Below are 17150 nucleotides of genomic sequence, written 5' to 3' on the forward strand. Positions count from 1 at the left end.
TTATTCCTTGAATTGGTTTTGTAACAGTTGTTGGGCATCCAGTAAGCGCCGTGCCATTTCGCCAATGGTCATACGGTGGCTCATGGCATTTTTTCTGAGTAATTGAAATGCCTGTTCTTCCGTCAGGGAATGCAATTGCATCATCAGCACTTTGGCTTGATCGACCACTTTACGGTCGGCCAGTTTATTTTTGGTCTCTTCCAGATCATCCAGTAATTTTTTATGCTTTTTATACTGTGCAATCGAAATTTCCAGAATGTTTTGCAGTTTTGCCGGATCAATTCCGTCCACGATATACGCCGTGACTCCGGCATCAATGGCGCTTTTAATGGTGTCTTTATGACTGTTTTTAGTAAACAGCACGGTGGGTAAATCGAACTGGCTGACACAACTTTCAATAATGTCACGATGGGGATGATCCATGTCCAGCAAAATCACATCGGCATGTAACTGTTCTAAACGGAACAGGCTTAAATGGTCGATGGTCAGGCAAGCCACCACCTCGAAATGATGTTCGATCAGGGACGCTTTTATATAGTTGGCACGTTCTTGATCGTCATCAATCAGTGCAATTTTCAGTTTTGGCATATTGAGCTAAATACCATCAAGCAGAGCCAGAAAAATTTCTCCCTAAATGAAAGCAATTTAAATGCCAAAATTAATGGATTTCTTTTTTTATATAAAAATCAGACATAAAAGTTGAATGCTATCTGGTGCTGCCCCGTCTTGATGCAAAAATGCGCCATGAGGAAGCATAAGTGCAGTTGCTAAGACGAGCCAGTTGGATATTCAAAAGGGAAGACGAAGAATTTCACCAGTTTGAATAATGATAAAAATTAAATAAAAAGTTATTAAAAATAATAAGTTGGTATTTTTATTTTATTGTTGGCACAGTCATTGCTTATTCTCTGGTGAGTCAAAGACGACTCTAAAAAAATTTGTAAGACGGCCAACGACGTCCGTTCTGATCGAATCTGTTATGCAGCTATCCGTATGGCAGATAACCCAATACGTTCAGTTCAGGAAGGAGAAGGCCATGTCTTCAAATTTATATGAAAAAAAAGCAACAAAAATAAGTCTTTTTAGTTTTAACAGCGCGGCGATGAGAGCCTTCCACATGAGTTGGCTCGCCTTTTTTGTCTGCTTCTTTGCCTGGTTTGCCTGTGCACCGCTCATGCCTGTGATTGCCGGTGAATTTCATCTCACCAAAGACCAGATTGCCAATATCAATATTGCTGCCGTTGCCATTACCATTTTAGTCCGGCTGATTGTGGGACCTTTGTGTGACAAGTATGGTCCACGCAAAACCTATACCGCATTGCTGGTCATTGGCAGTATTCCGGTGTTTGGTGTGGCATCGGCCAACAGTTATGAATCATTCCTGTTTTTCCGCTTGCTGATAGGCGCGATTGGTGCCAGCTTCGTCATCACCCAATATCACACCAGTATTATGTTCGCACCGAATGTGGTGGGTACGGCCAATGCGGCATCAGCAGGTTGGGGGAATGCGGGTGGTGGTGCCACACAGGCGTTGATGCCATTAATGCTTGCTGCTTTGGTGATGTTCGGTGTTGAGCAAGCTATGGGCTGGAGAATTGCACTGATTGTTCCGGGCTTGATGATGCTGATTGTCGGTGCGCTGTACTGGAAATTTACCCAAGACTGTCCGCAAGGCAACTTTAAGGAACTTCGTGCGCAAGGCATTCAAGTCGGAAGTGAGAAAAAAGGTGGCATGGCAATTCTCATGCATGCTGCACGTAACTACCGCGTCTGGATTCTGTTTGGAGCTTATGCGGCGTGCTTCGGTATTGAAATCTTCATTCATAACATTGTGGCGATGTACTACGTTGAACACTTCAGCTTTGGCTTAAAAGAAGCCGGCATGGCGGCGGGGATCTTTGGTTTACTGGCCCTGTTTGCCCGTGCTTTGGGTGGCATCGTTTCAGACAAGGTAGCAACCAAAAAAGGTCTGGATGGCCGTACCAAAGTGCTATTTGGCATGATCCTGATGGAAGGTCTGTTCCTGATCGTGTTCTCACAAATGAATACCGCAGTTCTTGCAATTCTTGTCATGACGGTATTTGCACTCTTCACCCATATGGCCTGTGGCGCCACCTATGCGCTGGTTCCTTTCATTGACCGTGATGCTTTAGGCGGTGTGGCCGGCATTATTGGTGCAGGCGGCAATGTCGGTGCCGTGGCAGCAGGTTTCTTGCTCAAAGGCATGCTGGATATTCAAACCACGTTAATGGTGCTGGGTGGCCTGGTCGTGATTGCAGCAAGTTTTGTTCTGATGATCCGTTTCTCGGTTGAACATAAAGAGAAGGAACAAAAGCTGTTTGAACAGGCAGTGCTTGAACGCAACAACATGGCTTAAATAGATTAAAAGAATAGGAGAAACAATATGAAACTGGTAATGATTGGCCATGGCATGGTTGGACACAAATTTATTGAATCCGTGCTTGAACATGCAGGGGATGAGGTTGAAATCACCATCTTGGCAGAAGAACCGCGTTTAGCCTATGACCGTGTACATTTAACCGAATATTTCACTGGTAAATCAGCCAAGGACTTAACGCTTTGCCGTGCAGATTTTGCTGATGCCTATGGAATAGATCTGCGCTTAAATACCAAGGCAACCGCCATTGATTGTTTAAATAAAACAGTCACGACCAGTCATGGTGATGTGATTGCTTATGACAAATTGGTGCTTGCAACCGGTTCATATGCTTTTGTTCCTCCTATTCCAGGTAATGACCGCGAGAACTGTTTTGTTTACCGTACTATTGAAGACCTGGATGCGATTCGTGCCGCGAGTTTAAATGCCAGGACCGGTGTGGTAATCGGTGGGGGATTGCTGGGTCTGGAAGCAGCCAAAGCCCTTCGTGACCTGGACCTGGAAACCCATGTGGTGGAATTTGCCCCACGCTTGATGGCGGTGCAAATTGATGACCTGGGCGGTAAGGTTTTACGTTCCAAAATCGAAAACCTGGGCGTGAAAGTTCATACCCAAAAAGCCACTTCTGCAATTGAAGACGGCATGAATGCCAAGCATGTGATGAAGTTTGGTGACGGTTCAGAGCTGGAAACCGATATTATTCTGTTCTCTGCGGGTATTCGCCCGCGTGATGAGCTGGCGCGTCATAGTGGCCTGGCAATTGGTGAGCGTGGTGGTATCGTGATTAACGATTACTGCCAGACTTCAGATGCGGACATTTATGCCATTGGGGAATGTGCCCTATGGCAAAACAAAATCTACGGTCTGGTGGCACCGGGCTATGACATGGCGCGTATTGCAGCAAAACATGTCATGGATCAGGCCTGTAATTCATTTGCCGGTGCGGACATGAGCACCAAGCTGAAACTGATGGGGGTTGATGTAGCATCGGTAGGCGATGCGCATGCCATGACGCCAAATGCGCTCAGCTATTTCTATGCCGATGAAGATGCCATGATCTATAAAAAGATTGTGGTAAATAGCGAAAAAACCAAGCTGCTCGGAGCTGTGCTGGTGGGTTGTGCCAAGGAATATAACGACCTGCTGCAAATGATGCTGAATGGACTGGAAATTCCGGAAAATCCTGAAAGCCTGATCATGCCAGGCTATGCGCAATCTACGGCCAAAGCGGGTGGTAGCGGTGTGGATCTGCTTCCAGATAGCGCCACCATTTGTTCATGTAATAACGTCTCAAAAGCCGATATCTGTTCTGCAATTGCAGAAGGTTCAACTTCGCTGGGTGCCCTGAAAAAATGTACCAAAGCCGCAACGGCGTGTGGTGGCTGCGCACCTTTAGTCACTCAAGTATTGAAGTCGGAGTTGCAACGCCAAGGCGTAACTGTGAATAACCATCTGTGTGAACACTTTGCCTATTCACGCCAAGAGCTGTATCACCTGGTGCGGGTCAATGAAATCAAGACCTTCGATGACCTGATTCAGCAACACGGTCATGGTCTTGGTTGCGATATCTGCAAGCCGACTGCGGCAAATATTCTGGCCTCCTGCTGGAATGACTTTGTATTGAAGCCAAGCCATGCAGGGTTACAAGACAGTAATGACTACTATCTGGGCAATATTCAAAAAGACGGTTCTTATTCAGTCGTGCCACGTATGGCAGGTGGTGAAGTGACGCCTGAAGGTCTGATCGCAATTGGTCAGATTGCCAAAGAATATGGTTTGTATACCAAACTCACGGGTGGGCAGCGTGTCGACATGTTTGGTGCACAAGTGCATCAACTGCCTGAAATCTGGGAAAAATTGATCAATGCGGGATTCGAGTCCGGGCATGCTTATGGTAAATCCTTACGTACCGTGAAATCCTGTGTGGGTAGTACCTGGTGCCGTTACGGGGTGGATGATTCGGTCGGCTTAGCCATTTTTCTGGAAAACCGCTACAAAGGCCTGCGCTCTCCACACAAGCTGAAAATGGCAGTGTCTGGCTGTACCCGTGAATGTGCCGAAGCGCAAAGTAAAGATGTCGGGGTGATTGCCACAGAAAAAGGCTGGAACCTGTATGTGTGCGGTAATGGCGGCATGAAACCACGTCATGCAGAACTGCTGGCATCGGATCTGGATACCCAGACTTTAATCAAATATATCGACCGTTTCTTCATGTTCTATATCCAGACGGCAGACCGTTTGCAACGTACTTCGGTATGGCGTGACAACCTGGAAGGCGGCCTAGATTATTTAAAAGATGTGGTGGTGAATGACTCGCTGGGTCTGGCGGCAGAACTGGAACGCCGTATGAACCATGTGGTGGGCACCTATCAGGATGAATGGCGTACCGCGGTGCAAGATCTTGAAGTCCGTAAACGCTTTAAAACCTTTATCAATGCAAAAGTTGAGCAGCAAAACGATCCGCACATTCAATTTGCAGAGGTTCGCGGGCAAATTCGTCCAAAAACTGAAGCTGAGCGTGATGTGACACGTATTCCTGTTGTTGAAGCTTAAAAGAATAAAGGAGAAAGAAGATGACAATATTTAAAGAGATGAATAAAACCCATGAGCTGGAATGGGTGGAAATCTGTGCATTGGATGACATTACCCCAAACACCGGTGTGGGTGCATTAATTGACAATCAGCAAATTGCCATTTTCCGTGTCGGTAATGAAAAACGGGTCTATGCCTTAAGTAACCAGGATCCGTTTAGTCAGGCTTTTGTGATGTCGCGCGGCATCATTGGCGATCTGCAAGGCGAGCGTGTCGTGGCCTCTCCAATCTATAAACAGCATTTCAGTCTGGCAACGGGCCGCTGTCTGGAAGATAAAGACCAGAAACTGCTGGTATTCCCAAGCAAGATTGAAAACGGCAAAGTCTGGATCAGTCCAACACCGCAAAAAACCTATATCACCAATAACGGCAGCTCTCAGGAAAAGATGAAACTGGTCCTGATCGGCAATGGATTGGCGGGGATGCGTTGCCTGGAAGATTTGCTGGATATGGCACCGGATCGCTATGAAATTACCGTGATCGGTGAGGAGCCTTGGGGGAACTACAACCGCATCATGCTTTCACCGGTGTTGTCGGGCGATAAAACCATTGATGACATCATGCTGCACCCGCATGCCTGGTATAGCGATAAAAATATCCGCTTTATTGCCGGCGATGCCGCGGTGAAAATCGACCGTCCACGCAAGCAGGTTTATACCGAAAAAGGCGAAATTATAGATTATGACCGCCTGATTCTGGCGACCGGTTCCAAACCTTTTGTTCCACCGATTCCGGGAAGTAACTTAAAAGGTGTGCTCAGTTTCCGTGACATTTACGATGTCAATACCATGCTGGATTACTGCAAGTCTAAACAGAATGCCGTGGTGATTGGCGGCGGTCTGCTGGGTTTGGAGGCTGCATATGGTCTGAAACAACGTGGCATGAATGTAACGGTGTTGCATCTGATGGACCGGATTATGGAACGTCAATTGGACAGTCGTGCCAGCAGCTTGTTAAGGCAGAGTATTGAAGCAAAGGGTATCAATATCATAACTCAGGCCAATACCGAACAACTGATTGGCGAAGACGGTCATGTGAAGCAAATCCAGCTGAAAGATGGCACTGTTTTAGAGGCTGACCTGGTGGTTTTTGCTGTGGGCATTCGTCCGAATATGGCACTGGCACAGAGTGCAGGCTTACGCTGTAACCGCGGCGTGCTGGTGAATGACACCATGCAGACCTTTGACCCGAGTATTTATGCGGTCGGTGAGTGTATTGAACACCGTAGCCAAACCTTCGGTCTGGTTGAACCACTTTGGGGCCAGGCTTTCATTTGTGCCTCGCATCTGGCAGAGCATGGCAGCTTAACTTTTAAAGCACCGACGGTTCCAACCCAGCTCAAGGTCAGTGGCTGTGATGTATTTTCAGCTGGCAACTTTGAACCGCAGGACGATTACGAAGACATTATCTTGAATGATGAAAAGCGTCAGATCTATAAACGCATTATTATTCAAAAAGATAAAGTCATTGGTGCAGTGCTGTTTGGCGATACGGAAGATGGTGCGTGGTATGCAGAACTGATTTCAGACCAAACGCCAATCAGTAATATTCGTAATAAATTGCTGTTTGGTAAAGATTTTGCATTAAAGAAAGCAGGTTAATCACATAAGTGGTATTTGTTCAATTTTAAATATTTGCACAGCCACATTTTGTCTTAATGAGTAAAGAGTAATTGCGTAGGCATGATCTTACTTTTGAAAGATCAAAAGTAACAAAAATCTTTGTTTCCCATACATTACGTCCTGTAATGATGGGAAACGGTGGCATCCATGCCACCTCGACAGAATATATGCTTACGTGAACTCTAAAGATTTAGATAGCTTGGAAAATAGAAGAAATTATTCAAGTGAATTTATTCGATAGAAAGGAGCATCCATGAATAGTATCCCTGTGATGGAACTGCATAGCTCCACAGAAATAAATACGAAAATCACCAATACCACCTGTCCCTATTGTGGGGTGGGATGCGGTGTCACTGCGACTGTACAGGACACAGCTTTGGGTCGAAAAGTGTCGGTTGCAGGGGATGTTAACCATCCCTCCAACTACGGAAAACTGTGCATTAAAGGCAGCAATCTGGCCGATACCCTGGGACTTGAAACCCGTGTCCTTCATCCCATGCTGGGCCGTAAGCAACAGCGGGAAAAGACCGACTGGAATAGGGCGACTGATTTAATTGCCCATAAGTTTCAGCAATGTATTGACCAATACGGGCGTGACAGTATTGCCTTTTATGTGTCCGGGCAATTGCTGACAGAAGACTATTATGTGGTGAATAAATTCGTGAAGGGCTATTTGGGCACGGCCAATATTGATACCAATTCACGACTCTGTATGTCTTCGGCTGTAGCAGCCCATAAACGTGCTTTCGGTGAAGATATTGTTCCCGCGAGCTATGCAGATTTTGAACATAGCGACATGGTGGTTCTGGTCGGTTCCAATACCGCATGGTGTCATCCGGTTTTATATCAACGCATCATGAAAGCCAAAGCGCAGCGCGACCTGTTTGTGGTGGTGATTGATCCACGCTTTACCAGTACCTGTGAAGCGGCAGACTTGCATTTGCCGATTTTACCGGGGCAAGATGTCAAATTATTCAATGGCCTATTGCAATATCTGGCACAAAATGGTCATGCAGATCAAGATTTTATTGCTGCATATACCCAAGGCTTAGAGCAAGCTTTAACACACAGCCAAACTGAATCGTCCATTGAAGATGTCGCAGTCCGTACCGGTATTTCACTGGAAAAACTGCAAACTTTTTATGAAAAATTTGCCCAAACCGAAAAAGTGATGACCCTGTTTTCCATGGGGGTGAATCAGTCTTCGCAAGGAGTGAATAAAGCCAACAGCATAACCAACTGCCATTTATTCACTGGAAAAATTGGCAAACCGGGTGCTGCGCCATTTTCCATGACTGGTCAGCCGAATGCCATGGGCGGTCGTGAGGTTGGTGGATTGGCCAATATGCTGGCAGCCCATCTGGAACTGGAAAACGAAAGCCATCAGCAGCTGGTGCAGAACTTCTGGCAAAGTCCCTATATCGCCAAGCAGGCAGGTTTTAAGGCCGTCGATCTATTCCATGCAGTCGAAAGCGGCAAGATTAAAGCCATCTGGATTATGGCGACTAATCCTGTGGTGAGTTTGCCCGATGCCGATCAGGTCAAACGTGCCCTGGAAAAATGTGAGTTCGTGGTGGTGTCCGATATTTGTTTAGATACCGATACCACGCAATATGCCGATGTGCTGTTACCTGCACTGGGCTGGGGTGAAAAAGACGGCACCGTCACCAATTCTGAACGCCGTATTTCCAGACAGCGCGCCTTTCTGGATGAGCCAGAACAGGCCAAAGCCGATTGGTGGGCCATCAGCCAGGTCGCTAAAAAGTTAGGTTTTAGCGGTTTTGACTTTAACAGCAGTCATGACATTTTTGTGGAACATGCCCGGTTATCGGCTGAACAAAATTCAGATCTGGAGCATCGTGCTGAAACGCCTTATTTTCGCTATTTCAATCTAAAAGCATTAAGCGATTTAAATGCCACTGAATATGATCAACTAGAACCGCTACAGTGGCCGGTCTGGACTAAAGATCAGCCAGACGGTGCTGTGGCACGAATCTATACCCGAGGGCAGTTTAGCCATGCAGATCGCAAAGCCAAATTTATCGCCATCACGGCGGTGAATCCGGTCAATCAAATCTGTAGCGAATTTCCTCTGGTGCTGAATACCGGCCGGATTCGTGACCAGTGGCATACCATGAGCCGTACCGGACTCTCTGCCAATTTAGGAAGCCACCGTGCAGAACCGTATTGTGAAATCCATCCGCATGATGCCTTGAAATACGGAGTGAAAGATGGCGAGCTGGTAGAAGTGAAATCGAAGTGGGGCAATTGTATTTTACGCGCGACGGTCAGTGACGATATCCGCCGTGGACAGGTTTTTGTACCGATTCACTGGAATGACCAGGTGGCATCGGATGCCCGTATTGGCAAAGTGGTCAATCCTGTGGTGGATGCCATTTCCGGTGAACCTGAGTTCAAGCATACGCCGGTGATGATCCATCCCTTTTACAGCCAGTGGCAGGGCGTGTTTTATGTGCGTCAGGGCTTTGAAAAGATCGTGCAATCCTCCATTGAAAATACGGTGTGGTGGACGAAAATCACCACCGCCAAAGCGGTGCGCTATGAACTGGCCGACCGTAAAAAATTTACCCAGACCACCGAGCAGTTGAAAGAGCTGCTGCCGTTTCAGGATGAGAGTTTTGAATGGCTGAATCTTGAAGATCAAACCGCCCATATCAGTCACAGTGTGGTGCTGAAAGAGGGCCATTTAATTGCCAGTTTATATATTGCCCCCAAGGCCTTGCTGCCGGACCGCGACTGGGTCGCCAGCCTGTTTAAACGTGAACGTCTGAGTGCCATGCACCGCAAGGCACTGCTTGCCGGACAACCGATGTCGATGGCCAATAATGAAGGTCCACTGGTGTGTAGCTGCTTTAAGGTCGGTAAAAACCGGATTATTGACACCATTAAAGAAAAAAATATCACCGATGAAAAACAGGTCACTGCATGCCTGAAAGCAGGAGGGAATTGCGGTTCATGTCTGCCTGAAATTCGTGGCCTGATCAAAACCTGTCAAATGGAGGCGGTGGAATGAGAAAGAAACTGGAACTTTCAGCTTATCCCGGCACTGATCTGGTGATTCTGGCCGGTGGTCAGGCACGGCGCATGAATGGCATCAATAAACTGTTGCAGCAATTTGATGACCAGATTCAACTGATCAAAATACATCAGCAACTGAAATCCGATGTTGCACAGGTCTGGATCAACAGCCATCGTGATTATTCGATTTATCAGAAAATCATTCCCAGTATTCATTGCTATCAGGATGATGAAAGCGGCTTTTTAGGTCCGCTGATGGGCATGAAAAGTGCCTGGTCACATGTAGAGGCAGACTATGTGCTGTTTGTACCCTGTGATGTGACTTATATTCCTTCGAGAGTTCTACTCAAGTTGCATCAGGCTTTAGCCAAAAATAGTTTGTCAGAAGTCGCGTATGTGGAAATGAATGGGGTTGCCCTGTATCCATTTTGTCTGGTGAAACGGAGCAGTATGCTGACCCTGACTGCCCAGCTTGAACAAAAACAGCGCAGTTTAAAGCACTGTTTTAGCCATTTGCACGCTCAAGTGGCGCGTTTTAAAAATCATGCCCTGTTTTTTCACAGTATTAACTCGCTCGATGAACTGCAGCAGTATCAGCAGCTCAAATTTCTGCACTAAACCTGAATATTTCGCCTTTGGCACAAAGTTGGAACACTTATTGCAAATCTAATTATCACAAGATTGGGCACCTTAAATCTTGCGCACAATAGGTGTGCAGTTACCACCAGATGTCTGAAGATGGATGTTCAACATGAATATGATGACAGAGCTTGAAACCAATGCGCGATTTGTCGATCAGTTTGGTCGCAGCAAGCGCAAATTGCGAATTTCAGTGACCGACCGCTGCAATTTCAAGTGTGTCTATTGCATGCCGGAACATCCTGAATGGATGAAAAAACATGATTTGCTGAGTTTTGAGCAGCTCTATCAATTTTGTGATTTTATGGTGCGTCGTGGCATTGAATCTATTCGCATTACCGGCGGAGAGCCTTTAATGCGTCAAGGGGTGGTGCACTTTATCGCTCAACTGCAAAACTTAAAAAAGCTTGGGCTTAAACGCATTTCCATGACCAGCAATGCCCATTATTTAAAACAGTATGCAGCCGCGTTAAAACAGGCCGGACTGGATGATCTGAATATCAGTCTGGACAGTCTGGATACGCATCAATTTAAACAGCTGACGCAAAAAGAGTTATCTCCCGTACTGGAAGGAATTCATGCAGCACAAGCGGTAGGTCTGCCAATCAAGATCAATTGTGTATTGATGAACGGGATCAATGACAATCAAATTCTGCCTTTGGCACGCTGGTCGGTTCAGCAAAAAATTATGCTGCGTTTTATCGAATTTATGCCCCTGGATGGTGACCGTAAATGGTCATCAGAACATGTGGTCAGCGAACAGCAGATTTTAGATAGCCTGAGTACTGAATTTACTGTAATTCAACAGCCAGGTGACTCGGCACGCTCCAGTTCAGAGCCGGCACGACAGTATTTTATGGATGGCCATCCGCTTGGAATCATATCCACCATTACCAATTCATTTTGTGGAACTTGCGATCGCGTCCGTTTAACCGCACAAGGTGAATTTTATAACTGCCTGTTTGCTCCTCAAGGCCTGAATCTAAAAACTGAAATTAAAGCCCTGAGTTGTTCTGAGCCTTTGAGTGAGCTGAGCTTGCATGCCGTGTTATCCAAATATATCTGGAACAAAGAATCAGGTTATCACGCCATCGCACAACGTTTGGAAAATCAGCGCATGAATAAAAGCAGCCGAAAAATCAGCATGCACATGCTTGGAGGTTAAGATGCCACAGATCAAAATTAAAATTGAGGCCTTTGGTGCGGTAGAACGCCAGTTACCGGAAAATCTGGAAATGATGTGTAGCCCATACAGCACGGTTGCTCAGGTATTGGCTCAAGTAGGGCAAGATTATCCGGCAGCTTTTGCCATGATTGAACGCTGTGCCTGTGCCATCGGTGAAGACATTATTTCACGCCAGACGCAATTAAGCATCGACAGTAGTCTAGTGCTGTTATCGCCAGTGGCAGGAGGCTGAAATGGAACAACTCAAAGCATTTTCCAGAATTCAGGATACTGCCTTAACCTTGGACAGTTTTGACCCGATCGAACATTTTCCCGAGTGTGGGGGAATTGGCGTGTTCATCGGCACCGTACGCAATCATCATGAAGGTAAAGCGGTTAAAGCGCTGAAATATACCGCCTATGCACCCGTGGCGGAAAAAATGATCCGTCAGATCGAACAGGAGATTCAGGCCAAATATGCGGTGTCCTATGTTCGGGTGATTCACCGAATTGGGGCTTTGGCTATTGGTGAAAAAGCCATTATTGCCATGGCCTATGCGGCCCATCGACGCGAAGCCTTTGCTGCCTGTGAGGAAGCGGTGGAACGGGTCAAACATGAAGTTCCGGTATGGAAAGAGGAATTTTATCTGGATGGCAGCAGTCAATATGTAGAAGGCTGCTGTATCCGTAAAGATACAGCGGAGCAGGTGCATGTCCATCATCATGCAGATAAACAACCTGCACACGGTGATCATGCCCATTGCCATCATTAAAAACAGTTTCATCTACTGAGTGAACCCAGGTAGATGTCAGTCAACAGCAATATTTAAAGTAAAAATGAATTCAGGAAATATGCAATGAAAAATGTCGGGATGAAAGCAGAAAGTTACCGGACTGCAGTAGCCACAGGGATTCTGTATGCGCCGCCACATTGCATTGAATTATTACGTCAAGGCAATACTGAAAAAGGCGATGCCTTGAAGACTGCACGGATAGCAGGCATTTTAGCTGCGAAACGCACCGATGAGCTGATTCCACTGTGTCATCCGCTGCCGATTTACCGTGCCGATGTGGAATATGAACTGTTCGATGCCCATGTCGAGATTATTGCAACCGTAGAAACCATCGGTCCGACCGGGGTGGAAATGGAAGCCTTAACCGCAGTCAGTCTGGCCGGTTTAACCTTGTATGACATGTTGAAACCGCACTGTGAACCGGAAGATTTATGCCTGGATCAGGTCAAGTTACAAAAGAAAAAAGGCGGCAAATCCCATTTTACCCGTGTATTAAAAGAAGCGCTGCCTGCGTCTATCATTGTGCTGTCGGATACCGTGGCTGCAGGAAAGAAACCGGATACGGCCGGACAGAATGTGCGGGAAATTTTGCAGGAAGCCAATTTTAGCGATATTGCTTACCATGTCATTCCTGACAGTCCGGAACAATTACTGGCCTTGATTGAACAGCAAAAAAATGACTATCCGCTAATTTTAACCGTTGGGGGAACGGGTCTGGGACCAAAAGATTTAACCGTGGAAACCCTGCAGCCTTTATTAAAACGTGAAATTCCCGGACTGATGGAAGCGTCGCGCAGTTTTGGCCAAAAACGAACGCCTTATGCGGCTTTAAGTCGCGGTGTAGCCGGTTATATTGATAACAGTCTGGTGATGACTTTGCCGGGTAGCCGTCAGGGGGCGAAAGAATCTTTGATTGCAGTCTTGCCGGCATTGGTACATTTATTTGATGTGCAGAAAAATATTCCCCATCCAGGGGGGTACCAATGAATAGCATCATGTCTGGATGTGGAGCAGAGCATGGCCTGATTACGGTAGATCAGGCCCTGGATTTAATTTTGCAGCATACTCAGGGACTGGCCACGGAAAGTCTGGAGTTAAATGGAGCTTTGAACCGCTATTTGGCGCAAGAGGTTTATTCTGCCATTAATCTGCCCTTATTTTCGCAAAGCGCTGTAGATGGCTATGCAATTTGCGCCCAATCTGCCATTGAGCCGCATAGCGAATTTAAACTGATCGGTGAAATTCAAGCTGGACATTCGTCCGAATTACAGCTCAAGGCAGGGCAAGCCGTACGGATTTTTACCGGGGCCAAGATTCCGTTTGGCACCACTACGGTGGCACGTCAGGAAATGGTCAATGTTCTTGATTCAACCCGAATTGCAATCACTGAACACTTACATGCCAATGTCGATATTCGCAATGTGGGTGAAGAAATTTCGGTTGGACAATTATTGGCCCACAAAGGACAGTTCCTTTCAGTCGGCGCAATTGCATCCTTAAGTATGGCAGGCATCCAAAACGTTGAAGTTTTTCGCTATCCCCAAGTTGCAGTGGTCATTACGGGAGATGAAGTCGCGAGCAGCATCGAGGATTTTGCAGCAGGAAAAATTTTTGATGCCAATGCTCCCTTGATTCAGGCCTGGTTTCAAAATGCAGGACAGCAGGTTGAAGTGTTCCATGTGGCTGATACAGAAGATGCCGTGAAAGCCTTAATCCAGGAATTATCGGACAGCCATGATGTGATTTTAACCACCGGTGGCGTATCCGTTGGAGATTATGATTTTATTCGACCGGTAGCCCTCGATTTGGGGTTTGAACAGCTGTTCTGGAAAGTGAAACAAAAGCCGGGCAAGCCGATGTTCTTTGCAGAATTAACACGCCCTGATCGCACACGTTGTTATCTGCTTGGACTGCCGGGCAATCCGGCAGCAGTTTATGTAGGCATGCAAATTTATACTTCAACCCTGTTAAGGGCTTTGCAAGGACAGAAACAGCAACCGGACTGGTTTAGCGCCGTGTTGACCCATGAGCTAAAAATGGATAGCCGAGAACGTTTTTTAAGAATGTCGGCCAGTTTTGATCAGGGACTGCTCAAAGTCTGGAGCTTGTCCAAACAGCAGTCACATATGCTGAGCAATTTAATGCAGGCCAATTGTCTGGTCAGGATTCCTGCGGGAGCTGCTTTATCTAAAGGGCAAATCGTGCAAGGTCTGTTTATTCACTGAGAAGGAAAATGCCGATGAAAAAATCCCTGTTTTTAGCAGCGTGCTTGTCAGTTACATTTTCCTCTACCTATGCAGGCACGGTAAAAATCTACGCAGCAGCGAGTCTGAGTAATGCCCTTAACGACATTAAAAAATTGTATGCAAAGCAGCATCCGAAAACGGATGTTGTAGCGGTATTTGGTGCATCCTCAGCGCTGGCCAAACAGATTGAAGCTGGTGCCAGCAGTGACCTCTTTTTCTCTGCAGATCTGGACTGGATGAATTATCTGATTAAAAAGCAATTCATTCATCACAACAGGGCCAAGCCCGTATTGTTCAATCAGCTGGTGGTCATTAGCCCGAAAAATTTAAATATTACATTTAAGCCACAGTCCGATTTTAATGTTGCCCAGGCTTTTAAAGGGCATTTATGCACAGGACAAATGGAGTCTGTACCTGCGGGTAAATATGCCAAACAGAGTTTGACCAAGCTGAATTGGCTGGCTCAGCTCAAAGGCCGCATTGTAGGGACCGATGATGTTCGTTCAGCCTTGGCTTTTGTAGAACGGGGCGAGTGTGAGCTAGGCATTGTTTATAGAACGGATGCATTGATTAGCCAGAAAGTGAAAATAATCGGAGCCTTCCCGGCAGATTCACATCATCCCATTATTTATCCGATTGCCTTGACCAAACAGGGCGAGAAAAATGCAGAGGCAATCCAGTTCGAACAATTTGTGAAAAGCAGTCCACAGGCAAAAAGCATCTTTCAAAAATACGGATTTCGCATGAATTAATCCATGAATCAACCATAGGGAGATCGCCACGCAATGTTCAGTCCCGAAGAACTGAGTGCCTTATATCTTTCGGCAAAAGTCGCCTTATGGGCAACGGTCATCTGTTTACCGTTTGCAGTAGCTTTGGCCTGGACATTGGCACGCCATGAATTCAGGCTGAAATTTTTGTTTGAAGCATGTTTGCAATTACCGATGGTGCTGCCGCCTGTGGTTTTGGGCTATTTACTGTTGCTGCTGTTTGGCAATAAAGGCTGGATTGGACAATATCTGAATGCGCTCGGGATTGAACTGGCCTTTAACTGGAAAGGGGCGGTACTGGCATCAATGATTGTGGCATTTCCCTTGATGGTGCAGCCGATTCGCCTGTCTTTTCAATTGATTAACCGGCAATTGGAACAGGTGGCCGGCTCGTTGGGGGCAAGCCCGTTCAGGGTGTTTTGCAGTATTAGCCTGCCTTTGGCACTGCCGGGCATGCTGATCGGGAGCATTCTGTGTTTTAGCCGAAGTCTGGGAGAGTTTGGTGCCACCATTACCTTTGTCGGTAATATTCCAGATGAGACCCGCACCATTCCAATCGCGATTTATTCCTTGCTGCAACAACCCAATGGCGAAGAATTTGCCATGCGGGTGGTGGTCTTATCTTTATTTCTGGCATTTTCAGCCCTGATTGCGAACTATTTCATTTTGCAAAAGTATCAACGGAAATTGGGAGCCTGAAATGTTGAAATGTGATTTTCTCTATCAGCAGGGTGATTTCAGCCTGAACGTTGAACTGGAGATGCAGCAGCAACTGTTAGGCATTGTCGGAGCATCGGGGAGTGGCAAGAGTACCTTGCTAAAAAATATTGTGGGTTTGCTCAAGCCACAGCAAGGCTATATCCAGTTGAATGAACAGCTGTTAATGGATACCCGGCAGAATATTCATATCCCGATGTATCAGCGCAAAATCGCTTTAATTTTCCAGCATGCTTTGCTGTTTCCACATATGAATGTGCAGCAGAATCTACGCTATGCAGAGAAATTAGTAGATAAGTCAGAACGAAAGTTCCAGTTTGATGACATTGTCGAATTGCTGGATTTGACCACCTTGATACAACGTAAGGCCCATCAGCTTTCTGGTGGGGAAGCACAGCGGGTCTCGATTGGGCGGGCACTGCTATCTTCCCCCCATTTATTGCTTCTGGATGAACCCTTAACGGGACTGGACCGTAGCTTAAAACAGCAAATTTTACCGTTTTTTAAACGGATAAAAGAGGAGCTGGATTTGCCAGTGATTTATGTCACACATCATCCCGAAGAACTGGAATATCTGGAAGCGGAAACTTTGCAGTTAAGTCAAGGTCAATTACAGCGCAATTCAATGGATTGCGGTTGAATCAGATCGTCAACAATAAAAATAGCCTAAGCAATTTAAATGCTAAACTGCTTAAACCATTTCTATAAATATCAAATTATATTATTCAGTTTTTTGATATTCATTGATGACTTCAAGTGCAGCACGAAAGGCTTCCTGGGTGGCAGGAGCGCCACAGTAGGGCAAACTGTGTAATAACACTTCCTGAATTTCTTCTACTGTTGCACCGTTATTGAGTGCACCACGAACATGTCCCTTAAGTTCTGTGGGGCTTTTTTGTGCGGTTAAAAAAGCAATGGTGATCAGTGAACGATATTTACGTGGAAGAACGCCTTCGCGTTGCCAGGTTGAACCCCAGGCATGTTCATTAATCCAGTCCTGTAAAGGCTGGGTAAAGGGTACCGTATTGTCCTGTGCACGTTTTACGAAAGCTTCGCCCATGACTTCGGTGCGAACTTTTAAACCATTTTCAAAATCTTGTTGTGACATGTTTTGCTCTTTGAATGTCTATAAAAAATTGTGAACAAAGTTTATGTCTTAATCACGTTT

General features: G+C 46.2%; 15 protein-coding genes. 13 read left to right on the plus strand and 2 right to left on the minus strand.

Annotation, left to right across the window (positions count from 1 at the left end; all coding sequences use genetic code 11):
* On the minus strand, positions 1–588 hold the full coding sequence (locus BLP85_RS06630; protein WP_092819337.1) for an ANTAR domain-containing response regulator: 588 nt from the start codon (positions 586–588) through the stop codon (positions 1–3).
* A gap of 448 nt (positions 589–1036) precedes the next feature.
* On the opposite strand from BLP85_RS06630, the gene BLP85_RS06635 reads away from it, so the two are divergent.
* The 13 genes from BLP85_RS06635 (at position 1037) to BLP85_RS06695 (ending at position 16622) form a co-directional block, all read left to right on the plus strand.
* Positions 1037–2377, plus strand: a complete 1341-nt coding sequence (locus tag BLP85_RS06635) for an MFS transporter (RefSeq protein WP_092819338.1) — start codon at positions 1037–1039, stop codon at positions 2375–2377.
* A gap of 27 nt (positions 2378–2404) precedes the next feature.
* Complete coding sequence (gene nirB / locus BLP85_RS06640; protein ID WP_092819339.1) at positions 2405–4951, plus strand: nitrite reductase large subunit NirB; 2547 nt, start codon at positions 2405–2407, stop codon at positions 4949–4951.
* A 20-nt stretch (positions 4952–4971) separates the two neighbouring features.
* The gene (nirD, locus tag BLP85_RS06645; RefSeq protein WP_092819340.1) at positions 4972–6591 is read left to right on the plus strand and encodes a nitrite reductase small subunit NirD; all 1620 of its coding nucleotides are present in this window, start codon (positions 4972–4974) and stop codon (positions 6589–6591) included.
* 274 nt (positions 6592–6865) lie between these two features.
* On the plus strand, positions 6866–9646 hold the full coding sequence (locus tag BLP85_RS06650; protein ID WP_092819341.1) for a nitrate reductase: 2781 nt from the start codon (positions 6866–6868) through the stop codon (positions 9644–9646).
* Positions 9643–10269, plus strand: a complete 627-nt coding sequence (gene mobA / locus BLP85_RS06655) for a molybdenum cofactor guanylyltransferase (RefSeq protein WP_092819342.1) — start codon at positions 9643–9645, stop codon at positions 10267–10269. The genes BLP85_RS06650 and mobA overlap by 4 nt, the downstream gene beginning before the upstream one ends.
* A gap of 133 nt (positions 10270–10402) precedes the next feature.
* Complete coding sequence (moaA, locus tag BLP85_RS06660; RefSeq protein ID WP_092819343.1) at positions 10403–11455, plus strand: GTP 3',8-cyclase MoaA; 1053 nt, start codon at positions 10403–10405, stop codon at positions 11453–11455.
* 1 nt (position 11456) lies between these two features.
* A complete protein-coding gene (locus tag BLP85_RS06665) occupies positions 11457–11708 on the plus strand; it encodes a MoaD/ThiS family protein (protein ID WP_092819344.1) in 252 nt (83 codons plus the stop codon).
* A 1-nt stretch (position 11709) separates the two neighbouring features.
* The gene (locus BLP85_RS06670; protein ID WP_228143261.1) at positions 11710–12228 is read left to right on the plus strand and encodes a molybdenum cofactor biosynthesis protein MoaE; all 519 of its coding nucleotides are present in this window, start codon (positions 11710–11712) and stop codon (positions 12226–12228) included.
* A gap of 84 nt (positions 12229–12312) precedes the next feature.
* On the plus strand, positions 12313–13236 hold the full coding sequence (moaCB, locus tag BLP85_RS06675) for a bifunctional molybdenum cofactor biosynthesis protein MoaC/MoaB (RefSeq protein WP_092819345.1): 924 nt from the start codon (positions 12313–12315) through the stop codon (positions 13234–13236).
* A gap of 8 nt (positions 13237–13244) precedes the next feature.
* A complete protein-coding gene (locus BLP85_RS06680; protein ID WP_092819501.1) occupies positions 13245–14474 on the plus strand; it encodes a molybdopterin molybdotransferase MoeA in 1230 nt (409 codons plus the stop codon).
* 14 nt (positions 14475–14488) lie between these two features.
* Complete coding sequence (modA, locus tag BLP85_RS06685) at positions 14489–15247, plus strand: molybdate ABC transporter substrate-binding protein (RefSeq protein ID WP_092819346.1); 759 nt, start codon at positions 14489–14491, stop codon at positions 15245–15247.
* Between the two features lie 33 nt (positions 15248–15280).
* Complete coding sequence (modB, locus tag BLP85_RS06690) at positions 15281–15964, plus strand: molybdate ABC transporter permease subunit (RefSeq protein ID WP_092819347.1); 684 nt, start codon at positions 15281–15283, stop codon at positions 15962–15964.
* Position 15965: 1 nt separating this feature from the next.
* Positions 15966–16622 carry an ATP-binding cassette domain-containing protein gene (locus BLP85_RS06695; protein WP_092819348.1) on the plus strand — a complete coding sequence of 219 codons (657 nt, stop codon included), beginning with the start codon at positions 15966–15968 and terminating at the stop codon, positions 16620–16622.
* An 81-nt stretch (positions 16623–16703) separates the two neighbouring features.
* Here BLP85_RS06695 and BLP85_RS06700 read toward each other — a convergent pair whose 3' ends face one another.
* Positions 16704–17090, minus strand: coding sequence for a carboxymuconolactone decarboxylase family protein (locus tag BLP85_RS06700; RefSeq protein ID WP_092819349.1), 387 nt, complete (start codon positions 17088–17090; stop codon positions 16704–16706).
* Between the last annotated feature and the right edge of the window lie 60 nt (positions 17091–17150).

The sequence above is a fragment of the Acinetobacter kookii genome (assembly GCF_900096895.1).
GTDB classification, from domain to species: domain Bacteria; phylum Pseudomonadota; class Gammaproteobacteria; order Pseudomonadales; family Moraxellaceae; genus Acinetobacter; species Acinetobacter kookii.